Origin of the sequence: Caballeronia sp. LZ029, from assembly GCF_031451275.1 — a bacterium.
Classification (GTDB): domain Bacteria; phylum Pseudomonadota; class Gammaproteobacteria; order Burkholderiales; family Burkholderiaceae; genus Caballeronia; species Caballeronia jiangsuensis.
Genome location: NZ_JARUXO010000003.1, coordinates 646,811 through 663,017 on the forward strand (window position 1 = coordinate 646,811; position 16,207 = coordinate 663,017).

The following is a 16,207-nucleotide window of genomic DNA, read 5'->3' on the forward strand; positions in this document are numbered from 1 at the left end:
AAAGAGCGTATGGAAGCGGCCCCCGATGCTCACCAACAAGAGTTCATTGAAGCGACGCCTTCAAATCGTCGAACTCGTTCGCAAGCGAGGCGAGGTTTCCGTCGATGAACTCAGTCACGCTTTCGAGGTTTCGAGCGTCACCATCCGCAGCGATCTGACGTACCTGGAGCAGCAGCGCTATCTTCTGCGCTCGTTCGGCAAAGCCCGCTATCTCGCGCAGAAGGCCGGAGACGACATACTCGTGCCAGCGTCCGACGCCGCTGCACGCAAGGCCTCCGAAACGCTTCTTGCCCGATTCGCGGCAGAGCGGGTGGCGGATAGCGAAGCGGTCATGTTGGGCGCGGGGGAGATCGTTCATAAGATGATTCCCTTCCTCGCCGACCGTGCAAACCTTTCGTTGCTGGTGCAGGACGTTTCGGTTGCACAGACGGTTCAGCGGTTTCTGCACTGCGAGGTGCTTTTGACTGGCGGGCAACTGGAACACGGCTCGACCGTGATGACCGGACCTGACGCCGAAGCTTCCGTCGGGCGACGCGCGATCGATTTGTGCGTCCTGCAAGCAACCGGTGTCGATCGTGACGGCAACCTGCTGACGGCGAATCTGGCCCTGGCGCGTGTGGCGCAGGCAGCGCGCCGTGCTGCCAGGCGCACGATCGTCGTCGCGTTCCAGCCGACGCTCGACGAACGCAGCGGCGAAGTGTTTGCAAGCGCGCAAGAGATCGACACGCTTCTTATCGACGATGGAATCGATCCGCCGACGATGGAGACGGTCATGCGCAAAGGTCTTCAGCTACAAAGGCGCGACACTGGAATTCTGGAGTTTCGCGCTTCCTGACAGGACGTATTGAGAAGTAGAAAACCCGAAAAACGCGTGCTGTCTGGTGCCTCGTGCATCGTTATCCTAATGAAAACCGCCATGGCGAAATCTGAAGCGAAACCGGACGCTCGTCCCGGCTGCATCCTCACGATGGGCGAGATTCTCGTCGAGATTCTCGCTACGGAAATCGGGCAGTCGTTTCGGCGGGCGGGAACGCTGATCGGACCGTTCGCGAGCGGCGCTCCGGCAATTTTTATCGATCAGGTCGCGAAATGCGGTAGTCCGTGCGCCATCATCGGATGCGTCGGCGATGACGATTTCGGCGCGCTCAATGTCGAACGCCTGCGCGAGGACGGCGTCGACGTCTCCGGCATATCCGTCATCAAGGCGGCTACCACCGGCAGCGCGTTCGTCACCTATCGCAAGGACGGCGACAGAGATTTCATCTACAACATCGTCAACAGCGCGTCGGGACATCTCTCCGTCAGCGAGATTCGCGAATCCTTGCTGAAGGATTGCAGGCATTTCCATGTGATGGGCTCGTCGCTCTTCTCGTTCCGCATCATCGAGGCGATGAAGAGCGTCATCGAAACGGTGAAGGGCAACGGTGGCACGGTCAGCTTCGACCCGAACATCCGCAAGGAGATGCTGCGCATTCCGGAAATGCGTGAAGCGCTCGACTTCATCCTCGACTACACCGACGTGTTCCTGCCGAGCGGTCACGAAGTGATGTTGCTCGCGAGCGCGAGCACCGAGAAGGCGGCGATCGACGAGTTGCTGGGCAGAGGCGTGCGCGAGGTCGTGGTGAAACGCGGCAAGGATGGTTGCAGCTACTACGACGGAAAAGACGAGCGCCACGTGCGGGCGTTGTCGGTGACCGAAGTCGATCCGACGGGCGCCGGGGATTGCTTCGGCGGTACGTATGTCGCCTGTCGCGCACAGGGATTTGCCGTCGAACGCGCGTTGACGTACGCCGGCGCCGCGGGCGCGCGTGCCGTGACGTATCGCGGACCCATGGAAGGCACCGCGACGCTCGCGGAACTGGACAAGTTCATTCAGGAGAGATCCGAGGTGAGCCATGACTGAAATTGTCACGCGGCTCACGGGCGACGCACGATTCGCGTCCCGGCTGAGGGGAATCTACTCGGTCTGCTCGGCTCACCCTTGGGTGATCGAAGCGAGCATGAGGCAGGCGCTCGATGACGGCACGCCGTTGTTGCTGGAGTCGACCTCGAACCAGGTGAACCAGTATGGCGGCTACACCGGTATGCGGCCAGCCGACTTCGTGCGATTCGTCCACGGCATCGCCGACAGCGTCGGTTTTCCTCGGGCAAGCTTGCTTCTCGGCGGCGACCATCTCGGCCCGAACGCCTGGAGCAATCGTCCGGCCGATGAAGCGATGGACCACGCGGACGCCCTGATCGATGCGTACGCCGCGGCAGGATTCCGAAAGCTTCACCTCGACACGAGCATGAGTTGCGCCGATGATCCCCCGCGCCTCTCGGACGAAGTTGTCGCCCGGCGTGCGGCCCGATTGTGCGCGGTCGCGGAGCAGGCAGCCGGACGCGCGGGACTGCGCGAACGCCCGGTCTACATCGTCGGTACGGAAGTCCCCGTGCCCGGGGGCGCATCCGAAGCGCTTTCCGCGGTCGAGGCGACGAGCCCGCGTGCGGCGCTCGAAACCGTCGCGGTGCATCGTGCGGCATGGCACGCATGTGGCCTGGACGCGGCGTGGCAGCGTGTCGTGGGTCTCGTCGTTCAGCCGGGCGTGGACTTCGACCATACGAAGGTCGTGGACTACGACGCGTCGTCCGCTCGCGAACTGTCGCATATTCTCGAAGACCTGCCTGACATGGTCTTCGAAGCCCATTCCACGGACTATCAGAAGCCCGAAGCGCTTTCGGCGCTGGTTCGCGATGGCTTCGCCATTCTGAAAGTCGGACCGGGCGCGACCTTCGCGTTGCGGGAAGCGCTCTATGCGCTCGCGGACATCGAAGACGAACTGGTCGCGGCGGATGCGCGCTCCGATCTGCGCGCCGTGGTCGAGCGCGTGATGCTGGAGAAACCCACGAATTGGGAGAAGTACTACCACGGCAGCGAACAGGAAAAGCGGCTCTTGCGCACGTTCAGCTACAGCGACCGGATTCGCTACTACTGGGCCGATCCGGCGGTCGGCGCCGCAACGCGAAAGCTGGTGTCCAATCTGGAACGCGTCGATATAAGCGAAAACCTCATCAGTCGATACCTCCCGAACCAGTACTGGCCACGCCGGCGCGGTCTGATCGACGGTTCGCCGATGAGCCTGATCTTCGGTAAGGTCCGGGAAGTCATCGGCATGTATGCGGCAGCCTGTAGAAAGTAGAGCGTCTTTCTTACCTGTGCAGGGAAAACCCGCTTTGTTGGGCTTTCGACTCGAAACTAGAATTTTTCACGGTAAAAGCGGCTCGCCATTCCATGGCGAGCGCCGAGGCGTACTGGAGGCGACATATGAGCAAGGTGACCCCGGTCAACAATGAGCAGCCTAAGCCTCGCAAGGGTTTCGCGTCTCAAATAATGCACTCGCGCGAGACCGGCATCGTGGGTGCGCTGGCCATCATGATCGTGCTGCTATCGATTTTCGCGCCGGACTTCGCCAGTAAGGGCAATCTGCTCAACGACGCGCGCAATCTGTCGTTCATCGGCATCGTGGTGCTCGGTCAGGCTGCGGTGATGATCACCGGCGGCATCGACCTTTCGGTCGGCAGCGTGTGGGGCCTTGCGGCGGTCGCGTCCGCCGCGATGATGCAGTCGGGCATGGGTGTCGTTCCGGCGTGCGCGCTCACGCTTCTGATCTGCGCCGCCGTCGGCTTCTTCAATGGCTTCTGCGTGACGAAGCTGCGCATGCTGCCGTTCGTGCCGACGCTCGCAACCATGAGCATCGCGCGTGCGCTCGCGCTCATCATCACACGCGGCAAGGCAATCGACGGATTCCGGCCCGACGGCGACGCGTTCTTCGCGCTCGGCGGCGGCGACTTCCTCGATTTGCCCGTTCCTTTCATCATCTTCGTGGTGCTGGCGATCATCTCCGCGATCGTGCTCAAGAGAACGGTCTACGGCCGCCAGTTGTACGCGGTCGGCGGCAACGAACGCGCGGCGATGCTCACCGGCCTGAATGTGGACCGGCTCAAGATGAGCGTCTACATCATGTCCTCCGTCCTGGCGGGTGTCGCGGGCATCATCGAAGTGAGCTACCTTTCGTCCGCGATTTCGAATCAGGGCCTCGGCAAGGAGCTGAGCGTCATCGCAGCGGCGGTCATCGGCGGCACGGCCCTGTCCGGCGGCGAAGGCACCGTGATCGGCGTGTTCGTCGGCACGGTCATCCTCGAAGTGCTGCGCAATGGTCTCGTCTTGCTGGGAACGGACGCTTATTGGCAAGGGGTGTTCGTTGGTTCCGTCATCGTGCTTGCCGTCTTTATCGACCAACTCAGAAAAGGCGTCTGGCGACGTCGATGAGCGCTGTAACCATAACAACCCTTGGAGAAGACATGACACGCACCATGATCAGCGCAGTAGCAGCCGCCGTCCTGTTCGGGCTCGGCATCTCGCAATCGCAGGCAGCCGACAAGAAGGTTTTCGCCGTCGTGCCGAAGGCGCTCGGCGTCGCGTTCTACGCCGATGCGGAGAAAGGCTGCAAGGAAGAGGCGGCGAAGCTCGGCGCCGAGTGCCTGTTCACGGGCCCGGCGCAACTCGATGACGCCGAGCAGGGCCGCATCGTCAGGGATCTGATCACGAAGAAGGTCGCCGGTATCGCGATTGCGCCGAATAACGCCGACTCCATCGGCAACGTCATCAGCGCGGCTGTCGCGAAAAATATCCCGATCGTCACATTCGACTCCGATGCGCCGAAGTCCAAGCGGGCCGCGTTCATCGGCACGAACAACGAGGCTGGCGGCGAGGCCGCCGGTGAAGCGTTCGCGAAAGCGCTTCCGAAGGGCGGCACGTACGCGATTCTGACGGGCGGCCTGTCGGCGGCGAACCTGAACGAGCGGATCAAGGGCTTCAAGTCCAAGCTCGGCGGCAGCTTCAAGGAAGTGTCGGGTTCGCCCTTTGCGTGCAACGACGATTCCAGCACGGCGGTGCAACTGATTCAGGACATTCTCGCCAAGAATCCGAATCTCGACGGCATCTTCTTTGCAGGCGGCTGGCCGATGTTCGCGCCTGAGGCCTACATCCGCGCGGTCAAGAACAAGGCAGCCGACATCAAGTCCGGCAAGTTCGTGATCGTCTCGTTCGACACGTTGCCGTCGCAAGTCAAGCTGTTGAAGGAAGGCTACGCGACCACGCTGATCGGCCAGCGACCGCTCGCGATGGGCATCGAGTCGGTGAAACAGCTCGATGAACTTTCCAAGGGCGGCAAGATTCCGCCGATCACGGATACCGGTGTCGACATCGTGAATTCGTCCAACGTGGACAAGTTCGTCGGCGGCAAGTAATCCATCCGCCCGGGACCGGGATGCCCACGGTCCCATGCTTTCCTTGCGAAGAGTGCCCCCATGACCGTTCTATTGAGCGTTGAGCAGATCACCAAGACCTATCCGGGTGTCAAGGCGCTGCAAGAGGTCTCCTTCAGCGTCGAGGCGGCGACCGTGCACGCGATCATGGGCGAGAACGGCGCGGGCAAGTCGACGCTGATGCAGGTCATCGCCGGGGCGCATTCGCCGACTTCCGGGCGGCTCATATTCGACGGACAGGAGGTCGAGTTCACCGGCACGCGCGACGCAGCGAAGAAAGGCATTTCCATCGTGTTCCAGGAGCTCATGCTGGCTCCGAACATGACCATCGCCGAGAACATATTCCTCGGCACGGAGCCGCGCATGGCGCGCGTGCTGGTCGACCGCGGCACGCTGCTGGAGAAGGCGAAGGCCGCCATGCTGCGTCTGGGCATTTCGCTCGACCCCGACACGCGCCTGGGCGACCTGACCATCGCTCAGCAACAGTTCATCGAAATCTGCAAGGCGTTGATTCACGAGCCGCGCCTGCTCATCCTGGACGAGCCGACATCGAGCTTGTCCGAAGCCGATTCGCTGACGCTCTTCAAGGTCGTTCACGAATTGCGGGACCGGGGCGTGACCATCTTGTACATCTCCCATCGGATGCGGGAGGTGTTCGACAACTGCGACGCCGTAACCGTCTTGCGCGATGGCAAGCACGTGCGCACCGCGCGGCTTGCCGATACCTCGCCCGACGAGGTGGTCCGCCTCATGGTCGGCCGCGACCTTGCGGAGGTGAAGCGCGTTCGACCGGAACACGCGGGCAAGCCTGTGGTGCTTTCGGTGGAAGGCCTGGGCGATGACCATCGATATCGCGACGTCTCGTTCTCGCTGCGACAGGGCGAAATCGTCGGCCTCGCGGGTCTGATCGGAGCGGGTCGCTCGGAAGTGGCGATGGGGATTTTCGGCGCGCCTCCGCCGAAACACGGGACCGTCTCCATCGCCGGCAAGCCGGTCAAGATTTCCCGGCCGCGCGATGCGATGCGGCTCGGCATCGCGCTCGCCCCCGAAGACCGCAAGGATCAGGGACTGGTTCTGGGCATGTCGGTGGGGAGCAATCTTTCGCTCGCTGCGCTCGGACTCGGCCGCCTGTCGAAAGGACCGGTCGTGCGGCCCATGCAGGAGGCGCGGCTGATCGACACCTACGTCGGACGATTCAAGATCAAGACGCCGACGGTCGAGCAACTGGTGCGGCTTCTGAGCGGCGGCAACCAGCAGAAGGTCGTGCTGGCGAAGTGGCTGGCATCGAGACCGCGCGTGCTCATCGTGGATGAGCCGACGCGAGGCGTCGACGTGACGACGAAAGCGGAAATCTATGCGCTGATGCGCGAGCTCGCTCACGAAGGACTGGCGATACTCGTGATTTCGAGCGACCTGCCCGAGATCCTCACCATCTCGGACCGTATTCTGGTCATGCGCGCGGGGCAACTGGTCGGCGAGGTCGGCTTCGATGAAGCGTCGGAGGAGCGGATCATGTCCCTGGCCGCGCTCGAACACGCCGACCCCGCGCATCCGGAGGTCAAGCCGACTGGATTCGTTTCCTGAGCTGACTTCGAGACGCTCTCATAGAGGAGTTTCGCCGTGAACAAGGTTGGCATGTTCTACACCTACTGGTCGACCGAGTGGATGGTCGATTTTCCCGCGACGGCAAAGCGCATCGCCGGGCTCGGCTTCGACATGATGGAAATCTCGCTCGGCGAATTCCACAACCTTCCGGATGCGAAGAAGCGCGAACTGAAAGCGGTCGCCGACGATCTTGGCCTCACGGTGATGTGCTGCATCGGGCTGAAGCCCGAGTACGACTTCGCCTCGCCGGAACAGAGCGTGCGCGACGCCGGCACCGAATATGTGAAGCGTCTGCTCGACGATTGCCACATGCTCGGCGCGCCGGTCTTCGCCGGCCTCACGTTCTGCGCGTGGCCGCAGTCGCCGCCGCCCGGCATGAAGGACAAGCGGCCTTACGTCGACCATGCGATCGACAGCGTCCGACGCGTCATCAAGGTTGCCGAAGATTACGGCATCATCTATGCGCTGGAAGTGGTGAACCGCTTCGAGCAATGGCTATGCAACGACGCCAAGGAAGCACTTGCCTTCGTCGACGCAGTGGACAGCCCGGCTTGCAAGGTGCAGCTCGACACCTTCCACATGAACATCGAGGAGCATTCCTTCCGCGATGCGATCCTCGCGTGCAAAGGCAAGCTCGGGCACTTCCATCTCGGCGAAGCGAACCGTCTGCCGCCCGGCGAAGGCCGTCTGCCGTGGGACGAAATCTTCGGCGCACTGAAGGAAATCGGCTACGACGGGACCATCGTGATGGAACCCTTCATGCGCAAGGGCGGCTCCGTAAGCCGGGCGGTCGGTGTCTGGCGTGACATGTCGAATGGTGCGACGGATGAGCAGATGGACGAGCGTGCTCGCCGCTCGCTGCAGTTCGTTCGCGGCAAGCTGACCTGACCGCGAGGCCGCCAGAACGGCCATTCTTGCGTCCTGCTTCACGCGCCATCAGTTTTGCTTATCGGCATATCGATGGCGCGAATCCGGCGCACACCTCGCCGCGCCCGTCCCGGCGGGCTTCCCGCACGCCGAAACCCCATGCATATAAACAGATTACTGGTTAACGCGTAGTACCTGCGCCGCTCCCTTCGTCGCTACCCTTCGGGCTTCAGTTTCTCTAAAGCAAGCCCGCTCGGCCACGCATTCAGAAGGAGTAGCGCACATGGCACGGATCATCGGAGGCATTGCCGCCTCGCACACACCGACTATCGGTTTCGCGTTCGACAAGAACAAGCGCGACGATCCCGTCTGGGCGCCGATCTTCGAGAATTTCGCGCCGCTCGCGAACTGGCTCGCGGAGAAGCAGCCCGATGTCATCGTCACGATCTACAACGACCACGTCACGTCGTTCTTCTTCGATCACTATTCCGCGTTCTCGCTCGGCGTAGGCCCGGAATGGCGCGTCGCGGACGAAGGCGGCGGCGCGCGCGATCTGCCGCCGATCAAGGGTCATCCGACGTTCGCCGCGCACATCGGCACGTCGCTGATGTCCGATGAATTCGACATGTCGTTCTTCCAGAACAAGGCGCTCGATCACGGCTGCTTCTCGCCGCTCTCGATGCTCTGCCCGCACAAGCCCGAATGGCCGGTGAAGCTCGTGCCGCTGCAAATGGGCGTGCTGCAATTGCCCGTGCCGAGCGCGCGCCGCTTCTACAAGCTGGGTCAGGCGCTGCGCCGCGCGATCGAAAGCTATCCGGAGGACATCAAGGTCGCAATTCTCGCCACGGGCGGTCTCTCGCATCAGGTGCACGGCGAACGCGCGGGCTTCAACAACACGGAATGGGACGCGCGTTTCCTCGATCTCTTCGAGCGCGATCCCGAACAGCTCGCGGACATGACCATCGCCGAATATGCGGCGCTCGGCGGCTACGAAGGCGCCGAAGTGATCATGTGGCTCACGATGCGCGGCGCGTTGTCGTCGAATGTCGTGTGCAAGCATCGCAGCTATTACCTGCCGTCGATGGCGGGCATCGCGACCGCGATCTATGAAGGCGAGGACAGCGAGACCGAACCGGCTATCGTCGAGCGTCATCGTCAGAAGATGGCCGTGCAGCTCACCGATGTCGAGAAGCTCGAAGGCACCTATCCGTTCTCCATCGAAACGGCCGTGCGCGCATATCGCATCAACGAGTATCTGCATCGCATGGTCGAGCCTGCGCATCGCGAGGCGTTCAAGGAGAACGAGGAAGCGAGCTTCGAGGCGGCCGGTCTCTCCGAACAGGAGCGCGATCTCATTCGCCGGCGCGACTGGCGCGTCCTGCTTCATTACGGCGTGATCTTCTTCATGCTGGAGAAGCTCGGCGCGGTGACCGGTGTATCGAACCTGCATATCTACGCCGCGATGCGCGGTGAAACGCTCGAAGAATTTCAGAAGACACGCAACGCGCCCGGCGCGCTGTACTCGGTCGCGGGCAAGGGCGCGGGCAAGCTCGACTGGGACAAGTCGAAGAACTGAATAAAAGAGGAGACAGGAGACAAACATGGCTATCGGTAAAACCATCGACATCAAGGGCTTCATCGACGAACGCCCGATTTCCGCCTACCAGTGGTTGCTGGTGGCGCTGTGCTTTCTGATCGTGACGGCCGATGGCATGGACGTCGCGATAATGGGCTTCATCGCGCCTTCGATCATCGCGGACTGGCATATCTCGCGGCCCGCGTTCGGCCTCGTGATGAGCGCGGCCCCGATCGGTCTCGTGATCGGCGCGCTCGCGGCGGGACCGGCATCGGATCGCATCGGACGCAAGTGGGTGCTGATCACCTCGGTGTTTCTCTTCGGCGTGTTCACGATCGCCACCGCGTTCACGAATTCGCCTTCGAGCATGGCGTTGCTGCGCGTGCTGACCGGCATCGGCCTCGGCGCCGCGATGCCCAACACGACGACGCTCCTCTCCGAATACGCGCCGCAACGCAAGCGCGCGCTACTCATCACGATCATGTTCACGGGCTTCAATCTCGGCTCGGCGCTGATCGGTTTCCTCGCGGGCGGTTTGATTCCGGCGCATGGCTGGCGCGCCGTGCTGATCTGCGGCGGCGCGCTGCCGCTCCTGCTGATTCCGCTGCAAATCTGGCTGCTGCCCGAATCGGCGCGTCTGCTCGCGGTGCGTGGCGCGACCTCGGCGCGTATCGGCAAGGTGCTCGGCCGCGTGTGCGGCGCACGCTTCGACGGCACTGAAACGTTCGTATCGAACGAGCCGCCGCTGCCCACGAAGAAGCCCATCGGCGTATTGTTCTCGCAGGGCTACGGCCTGATGACGGCGGCGCTGTGGATCACGTATTTCATGGGCCTGCTCGTGATCTATCTGCTCACCGGCTGGCTGCCGACGCTGATGAAGGACGCGGGCCTCACGGTGTCCTCGGCGGCGAACATCACGGCGATGTTCCAGATCGGCGGCACGATCGGCGCGATCATCGTCGGCTGGATCATGGACAAGGTTCGCCCGGCGCCCGTCATCAGCGCGGCGTATCTCGGCGGCGCGGTCTGCGTGCTCGGGCTGGCGTGGATCGGCGCGTTGTCGTCGTCGCTTGCCGTGCTCGTGTTCGCGGCGGGCTTCTGCATGAGCGGCGCGCAAACGGGCCTCAACGCGTTCGCGCCGAGCCGCTATCCGACGGTTGCGCGTGCAACCGGCGTGAGCTGGATGCTCGGCATGGGCCGCTTCGGCAGCATCTTCGGTTCCGCGTTCGGCGGCGCGCTGCTCGGCCTCGGCTGGGAGTTCGGCGCGATCCTCGCGATGCTCGCCGTGCCCGCGACGCTCGCCGCGATCTCGATTCTCGTCGCGCAACGCACGCGTGCCGACGAAGCGCACGCACAAACGACCGCAGCACATTAGTACCTGGAGTAAAGGATGATCATCGACATTCACGGCCACTACACGACCGCGCCGAAGGCGCTGGAAGCGTGGCGCAACCGGCAGATCGCCGCCATCAAGAGTCCTTCGGAGATGCCGGGCGCATCGGAGCTGCATATCGGCGACGATGAACTGCGCGAATCGATCGAAGCGAACCAGCTTCGTTTGATGCGCGAGCGCGGCCTCGATCTCACCGTGTTCAGTCCGCGTGCGAGCTTCATGGCGCATCACATCGGCGACTTCGAAGTGTCGAGCACGTGGGCCGCGATCTGCAACGAGCTGTGTTATCGCGTGAGCGAGTTGTTCCCCGACAGCTTCATTCCGGCGGCGATGCTGCCGCAGAGCCCGGGCGTCGATGTCTCGACGTGCATTCCCGAGCTAGTGAAGTGCGTCGAGCAATACGGCAATGTCGCGATCAACCTGAATCCGGACCCTTCGGGCGGGCACTGGACGAGCCCGCCGCTCTCGGATCGCTACTGGTATCCGATCTACGAGAAGATGGTCGAGTACGACCTTCCCGCGATGATCCACGTGAGCACGAGCTGCAATGCGTGCTTCCATACGACGGGCGCGCATTATCTCAACGCGGACACGACCGCGTTCATGCAGTGCCTCACGTCCGATCTGTTCCGCGACTTTCCGACGCTCAAGTTCGTGATTCCGCACGGCGGCGGCGCGGTGCCGTATCACTGGGGACGTTTTCGCGGTCTCGCGCAGGAGCTGAAAAAGCCCTTGCTGAAGGATCATCTGCTGAACAACGTGTTCTTCGATACCTGCGTCTATCACCAGCCGGGCATCGACTTGCTGACGCGCGTGATTCCCGTCGACAACATTCTGTTCGCGAGCGAGATGATCGGCGCGGTGCGTGGCATCGATCCTGAAACCGGGCATTATTTCGACGACACGAAGCGCTATGTCGAGGCCGCGCAGATCGAGCCCGAAGCGCGCTACAAGATTTACGAAGGCAACGCGCGCCGCGTGTATCCGCGCCTCGATGCGGCGCTCAAAGCAAAGGGACGTTGATATGTACGAACTGGGAGTGGTGTATCGCAACATCGATCGCGCGAATGCGGATGCGGCCGACAAGCTCGGCGCGCTCGGCTCGGCGACCGTGCACGAAGCGATGGGCCGTGTCGGCCTCATGAAGAACTACATGCGGCCGATCTACACGGGGGCGCAGGCGAGCGGCACGGCTGTCACCGTGCTGCTGCAACCGGGCGACAACTGGATGATGCACGTCGCGGCCGAGCAGATTCGTCCGGGCGATATCGTCGTGGCCGCATGCACGACCGACAACACCGATGGCTTTTTCGGCGACCTTCTCGCGACGAGCTTCAAGGCGCGCGGCGCGCGGGCGCTCATCATCGACGGCGGCGTGCGCGACGTGCGCATATTGACCGAGATGAACTTCCCGGTCTGGAGCCGCGCGATCTCGGCGAAAGGCACGGTGAAGGCGACGCTCGGTTCGGTGAACATTCCCGTCGTGTGCGCGGGCGCATGGGTCACGCCCGGCGATGTGATCGTCGCGGATGACGATGGCGTTGTCGTCGTGCCGTCGGCATCGGCGCAACAGGTGCTCGACAAGGCGGTGGCGCGCGAAGCGTTCGAAGAAGAGAAGCGCGCGAAGCTCGCGAGCGGCGTGCTCGGCCTCGACATGTACAAGATGCGCGAACCGCTGGAGAAAGCGGGCTTGCGTTATATCGACTGACGCGTATGAGCATGAACGGCATTTCTTCGATGGCCACGCGCCAGGTGCTCAACGATCTCGCGTCCGCTTTCGAAGCGAAGTCGGGCGAGCGTGTCGCGATCGAATCGGTGGGCGGCGTCGCGGCGCTGAAGCGAATCGAAGAAGGCGAGGTGTTCGATATCGTCGTGCTCGCTTCGGACGCGATCGACCGGCTCGCGGCGTCGGCGCGCATCGATGCAGCGAGCCGCGTGCGCATCGCGCGCTCGGGCGTGGCGATCGCGGTGGCGAAGGGCGCGCCGCGTCCCGCTATCGACGATGAAGCCGCCGTGCGCGAGGCCGTGCTCGCGGCACGCAGCATCGGCTATTCGACGGGACCGAGCGGTGTTTATCTGACGCGTCTGTTCGAGCGCTGGGGCATTGCGGAACGCGTTGCAGCGCGCATCGTGCAGGCGCCACCGGGTGTCGCGGTGGGCACGCTCATCGCGCGTGGCGAAGTGGAACTGGGCTTCCAGCAGACGAGCGAGATGATCGGCGTCGAAGGCATCGATGTGCTCGGCATGTTGCCGCCGCAGATTCAGACGCTGACGGTGTTCGAGGCCGCGATTTGTGCGAACGCGAACGCGCCGCAACTCGCGCGCGCGTTCCTTGCGTTTCTCGCTTCGCCCGATGCCGACGGCGCGAAAGTGCGCCACGGCATGGAGCCTTGCTAGTCACATCGATACGTCATTCGGCCACGGCATAACGTTCGAGCCAGTGCGCATACGGCGCGGGCAACGCCCAAGACGGCTTCTCCACCTTCAACTGCTTCGCGGCGTGATACGGCCAGTGCGGATTCGAAAGATGCGCGCGGCCGACCATCACGAGATCGAGCTGACCCGACTCGACAGCACGTTCCGCATTGGGCGGCGAATCGAATCCCCATGCCGATGCAACCGGAATTTCCGCTTCGCGGCGCACACGCTCCGCGATCGGGCCGAGGAACGCCGGTCCCCACGGAATGCGCACATCGGGCGTCGAGAAGCCGACGCTCACGCTCATCAGATCGAGTCCCTTGCGACGCAGCGTCTTCGTCAGTTCGATCGATTCGTTCAGCGTGACTTCATCGCGGCCATCGTATTCGATGACACCGAAGCGCGCCGTCAGCGGCAAATTCTCCGGCCACACTTCGCGCACCGCATCGAAGGTCTCGACGATGAAACGGCTGCGCCCCGCGAGATCGCCGCCGTATTGATCGTCGCGCTGGTTCGCATCCACCGAGAAGAAGCTCTGCGCAAGATAGCCGTGCGCGAAGTGCAGTTCCAGCCATTCGAAGCCCGCTTCGCGCGCACGGCGCGTAGCCGCCGCGAAGTCCGCCTTCACGCGCTCGATATCTTCGAGCGTCATGGCCTTGGGCATCTTCGGCAGCCCCGCGCCGAAAGCGACGGCCGAAGGCGCGAGCGTGTCCCAGCCGCGTGCGTCGTCGGGGGAAATGTGATCGTCGCCTTCCCACGGACGGTTCGCGCTCGCCTTGCGGCCCGCGTGCGCGATCTGGATGCCGGGCACCGCGCCCGCCGCCTTGATCGCCGTGGCGATCTTCTTCATGCCTTCGATGTGCGCATCGTCCCAGAGGCCCGTGCAGCCGGGCGTGATGCGGCCTTCCGGCGACACGCCCGTCGCTTCGACGATCACGAGGCCCGCGCCGCCGCGCGCGAGGCTCGCGTAATGGCTGACGTGCCAGTCGTTGACGAAGCCGTCGATGGCGCTGTACTGGCACATCGGCGGAATGGCGATGCGGTTGCGCAACGTGACGTCTTTCAGTTTGAACGGAGTGAAAAGTGCTGACATACGGGTTTTCTCGAATTGAGTTGAGGCCTGCAATTTAACCGTTCAGTGCCATAATGAAAACTATCTGGAGATTATCGATTCGATAAAATTTTGTGATACTCAATCCGCAATGGCTGCGCACCTTTCTTGCGCTCGTCGATCTCGGCAACTTCACGCGCGCCGCCGAACGGCTCGATTTGACGCAGGCGGCCGTGAGCCAGCACCTTCGCCATCTCGAAGACGCGCTCGGCGTGCTCGTGATACGCCGTCCGCGCGGCATCGAACTGACGCCGGCGGGCAGGGCGCTGATCGACTATTGCGAAGAGATGGAACTGGCGGGCAAGCGTCTCGCGTCGCGTCTGTCGGATAGCGAGGACGAAGCCGGCGAGATCGGCCTCATCACGCCGGGCAGCATCGGGCTCGTGCTGTTTCCGCTATTGCTGGACTTGCAGCAGCAGCGTCCCGAATGGAAGATGCGTCATCGGTTCGGGCCGGATTCGGAAGTGCTCGAAGCCGTATTGCAGAGCCGCTACGATCTGGGCATCGTCACGTTGAAGCCCGACGATCCTCGCCTTGCCGCGAGCAAGTTCATCGAAGAGCCGCTCGAACTCGTCGTGCCCGCGAATGCGGATGTGCATGAATGGAGCGATCTGGAACGGCTCGGCTTCATCGATTATCCAGACGGGCATATGATGGCGAGCCGCTTGCTGAGCCGGCGCTTTCCGGGCAATCCGGGCGTCGGCAGTCTGCGCCGGCAAGGCTTCAGCAATCAAATAAGCCTCATCCTGGAATTCGTCGCGCGCGGGCTCGGCTTCACGGTGATACCGCGTTATGCGCGCATCGCGTTCGGCAAGCCGGAAGCGATAGGCGTCGTGGAATGCGGCGCGCCTGTCGTCGATACGCTGTGGCTCATTCGTCGCGCGGAATGGCCGCTGCCCGCGCGTTGCGCGCGATCCGTGGAGTATCTGCGGGAACGTGTCGGCGTTCCCGCCATGCAGGCCGATACGAAAAAGAAGCGCCGCCGCTAGTCAATGCCCCCAGCGCAGCACGAGCGGATCGAGCTTGCGCGCGACCTTGAGCAAGCCTTCGCGCACGGCGGGCGACATCGGCGCGAGCGGATGACGCACCGCATCGGAGCGAATCACGCCGCCTTCCTTCATCAAGGTCTTGCACGCGGTGAGTCCGCATTGCCGGTTTTCGTAGTTGATGAGCGGAAGCCATTGTTGATACAGATCGGCGGCTTTGTCGGTGTCGCCCGCGAAGTAGGCATCGACGATCTTGCGGATGCCGTCCGGATAACCGCCGCCGGTCATCGCGCCGGTCGCGCCCGCGTCGAAGTCGGGGATCAGCGTGATTGCCTCTTCGCCGTCCCACGGACCCACGATCGCATCGCCGCCGAGCTCGATCAGTTCGCGCAGCTTCGATGCGGCCTGCGCCGTTTCGATCTTGAAGTACGACACGTGCTCGACATCGCGCGCGAGCTTCGCAAGAAACGATGCTGAAAGCGGCGTGCCCGCGACGGGCGCGTCCTGAATCATGATCGGAATGTCGATCGCATTCGACACTTCGCGATAGAACTCGTGAATGCCGCGCTCGCCGACGCGGATCGTCGCGCCGTGATACGGCGGCATGATCATGACCATCGCCGCGCCCGCGTCCTGCGCGGCGCGGCTGCGCTCGGCACAGACGCGCGAGCTGAAATGCGTCGTCGTGACGATCACGGGCACGCGGCCCGCGACATGTTCGAGCACGGTGCGCTGAACGGTATCGCGCTCGGCATCGGATAGCGCGAACTGCTCGGAGAAGTTCGCGAGTATGCAGACGCCGTGCGAACCGGCGTCGATCATGAAATCGATCGCGCGCTTCTGGCCTTCGAGATCGAGACGGCCCTGATCGTCGAAGATGGTCGGGGCGACGGGAAATACGCCGCGATAAGCAGGTGCAGCCATTGAAGTGTGTCTCCTGTGAT

Annotated in this window: 15 protein-coding genes; 13 read left to right on the plus strand and 2 right to left on the minus strand. The window is 63.0% G+C overall.

Going from position 1 to position 16,207, the window contains the following annotated elements:
• The first annotated feature begins 25 nt into the window (after nt 1-25).
• From QCE73_RS22365 to QCE73_RS22420, 12 genes are all read left to right on the plus strand, one after another.
• Nucleotides 26-835 (plus strand): DeoR/GlpR family DNA-binding transcription regulator, encoded by an 810-nt coding sequence (locus QCE73_RS22365; protein WP_309883622.1) that lies wholly within the window; start codon nt 26-28, stop codon nt 833-835.
• A gap of 81 nt (nt 836-916) precedes the next feature.
• Nucleotides 917-1,903, plus strand: coding sequence for a sugar kinase (locus tag QCE73_RS22370; protein ID WP_309883623.1), 987 nt, complete (start codon nt 917-919; stop codon nt 1,901-1,903).
• Nucleotides 1,896-3,179, plus strand: a complete 1,284-nt coding sequence (locus tag QCE73_RS22375; RefSeq protein ID WP_309883624.1) for a D-tagatose-bisphosphate aldolase, class II, non-catalytic subunit — start codon at nt 1,896-1,898, stop codon at nt 3,177-3,179. Before QCE73_RS22370 ends, QCE73_RS22375 begins: the two co-directional genes overlap by 8 nt.
• 125 nt (nt 3,180-3,304) lie before the next feature.
• Complete coding sequence (locus tag QCE73_RS22380; protein ID WP_187603900.1) at nt 3,305-4,309, plus strand: ABC transporter permease; 1,005 nt, start codon at nt 3,305-3,307, stop codon at nt 4,307-4,309.
• Nucleotides 4,310-4,341: 32 nt separating this feature from the next.
• Complete coding sequence (locus QCE73_RS22385) at nt 4,342-5,289, plus strand: sugar-binding protein (protein WP_035504494.1); 948 nt, start codon at nt 4,342-4,344, stop codon at nt 5,287-5,289.
• A gap of 60 nt (nt 5,290-5,349) precedes the next feature.
• A complete protein-coding gene (locus QCE73_RS22390) occupies nt 5,350-6,891 on the plus strand; it encodes a sugar ABC transporter ATP-binding protein (RefSeq protein ID WP_309883625.1) in 1,542 nt (513 codons plus the stop codon).
• Between the two features lie 36 nt (nt 6,892-6,927).
• A complete protein-coding gene (locus QCE73_RS22395; RefSeq protein ID WP_309883626.1) occupies nt 6,928-7,800 on the plus strand; it encodes a sugar phosphate isomerase/epimerase family protein in 873 nt (290 codons plus the stop codon).
• Between the two features lie 262 nt (nt 7,801-8,062).
• On the plus strand, nt 8,063-9,355 hold the full coding sequence (locus QCE73_RS22400; RefSeq protein ID WP_309883627.1) for a gallate dioxygenase: 1,293 nt from the start codon (nt 8,063-8,065) through the stop codon (nt 9,353-9,355).
• A gap of 25 nt (nt 9,356-9,380) precedes the next feature.
• Nucleotides 9,381-10,730 (plus strand): aromatic acid/H+ symport family MFS transporter, encoded by a 1,350-nt coding sequence (locus tag QCE73_RS22405; RefSeq protein WP_309883628.1) that lies wholly within the window; start codon nt 9,381-9,383, stop codon nt 10,728-10,730.
• Nucleotides 10,731-10,745: 15 nt separating this feature from the next.
• Complete coding sequence (locus QCE73_RS22410; RefSeq protein ID WP_309883629.1) at nt 10,746-11,771, plus strand: amidohydrolase family protein; 1,026 nt, start codon at nt 10,746-10,748, stop codon at nt 11,769-11,771.
• A 1-nt stretch (nt 11,772) separates the two neighbouring features.
• Nucleotides 11,773-12,456 carry a 4-carboxy-4-hydroxy-2-oxoadipate aldolase/oxaloacetate decarboxylase gene (gene ligK / locus QCE73_RS22415; protein ID WP_309883630.1) on the plus strand — a complete coding sequence of 228 codons (684 nt, stop codon included), beginning with the start codon at nt 11,773-11,775 and terminating at the stop codon, nt 12,454-12,456.
• Between the two features lie 5 nt (nt 12,457-12,461).
• On the plus strand, nt 12,462-13,145 hold the full coding sequence (locus QCE73_RS22420) for a substrate-binding domain-containing protein (protein ID WP_309883631.1): 684 nt from the start codon (nt 12,462-12,464) through the stop codon (nt 13,143-13,145).
• 13 nt (nt 13,146-13,158) lie between these two features.
• On the opposite strand, the gene QCE73_RS22425 is transcribed toward QCE73_RS22420, so the two are convergent.
• A complete protein-coding gene (locus tag QCE73_RS22425) occupies nt 13,159-14,259 on the minus strand; it encodes an NADH:flavin oxidoreductase/NADH oxidase (RefSeq protein WP_238210972.1) in 1,101 nt (366 codons plus the stop codon).
• A 95-nt stretch (nt 14,260-14,354) separates the two neighbouring features.
• Between QCE73_RS22425 and QCE73_RS22430 the strand changes: the two genes are divergently transcribed.
• The gene (locus QCE73_RS22430; protein WP_309884183.1) at nt 14,355-15,266 is read left to right on the plus strand and encodes a LysR family transcriptional regulator; all 912 of its coding nucleotides are present in this window, start codon (nt 14,355-14,357) and stop codon (nt 15,264-15,266) included.
• On the opposite strand, the gene QCE73_RS22435 is transcribed toward QCE73_RS22430, so the two are convergent.
• On the minus strand, nt 15,267-16,187 hold the full coding sequence (locus tag QCE73_RS22435) for a dihydrodipicolinate synthase family protein (RefSeq protein ID WP_309883632.1): 921 nt from the start codon (nt 16,185-16,187) through the stop codon (nt 15,267-15,269). It abuts the gene before it with no gap.
• Between the last annotated feature and the right edge of the window lie 20 nt (nt 16,188-16,207).

Coding starts and splice junctions, on each gene's coding strand:
- QCE73_RS22365 (WP_309883622.1), top strand. CDS start 26: ATGCTCACCAACAAGAGTTCATTGAAGCGACGCCTTCAAATCGTCGAA.
- QCE73_RS22370 (WP_309883623.1), top strand. CDS start 917: ATGGCGAAATCTGAAGCGAAACCGGACGCTCGTCCCGGCTGCATCCTC.
- QCE73_RS22375 (WP_309883624.1), top strand. CDS start 1,896: ATGACTGAAATTGTCACGCGGCTCACGGGCGACGCACGATTCGCGTCC.
- QCE73_RS22380 (WP_187603900.1), top strand. CDS start 3,305: ATGAGCAAGGTGACCCCGGTCAACAATGAGCAGCCTAAGCCTCGCAAG.
- QCE73_RS22385 (WP_035504494.1), top strand. CDS start 4,342: ATGACACGCACCATGATCAGCGCAGTAGCAGCCGCCGTCCTGTTCGGG.
- QCE73_RS22390 (WP_309883625.1), top strand. CDS start 5,350: ATGACCGTTCTATTGAGCGTTGAGCAGATCACCAAGACCTATCCGGGT.
- QCE73_RS22400 (WP_309883627.1), top strand. CDS start 8,063: ATGGCACGGATCATCGGAGGCATTGCCGCCTCGCACACACCGACTATC.
- QCE73_RS22405 (WP_309883628.1), top strand. CDS start 9,381: ATGGCTATCGGTAAAACCATCGACATCAAGGGCTTCATCGACGAACGC.
- QCE73_RS22410 (WP_309883629.1), top strand. CDS start 10,746: ATGATCATCGACATTCACGGCCACTACACGACCGCGCCGAAGGCGCTG.
- ligK (WP_309883630.1), top strand. CDS start 11,773: ATGTACGAACTGGGAGTGGTGTATCGCAACATCGATCGCGCGAATGCG.
- QCE73_RS22420 (WP_309883631.1), top strand. CDS start 12,462: ATGAGCATGAACGGCATTTCTTCGATGGCCACGCGCCAGGTGCTCAAC.
- QCE73_RS22425 (WP_238210972.1), bottom strand. CDS start 14,259: ATGTCAGCACTTTTCACTCCGTTCAAACTGAAAGACGTCACGTTGCGC.
- QCE73_RS22435 (WP_309883632.1), bottom strand. CDS start 16,187: ATGGCTGCACCTGCTTATCGCGGCGTATTTCCCGTCGCCCCGACCATC.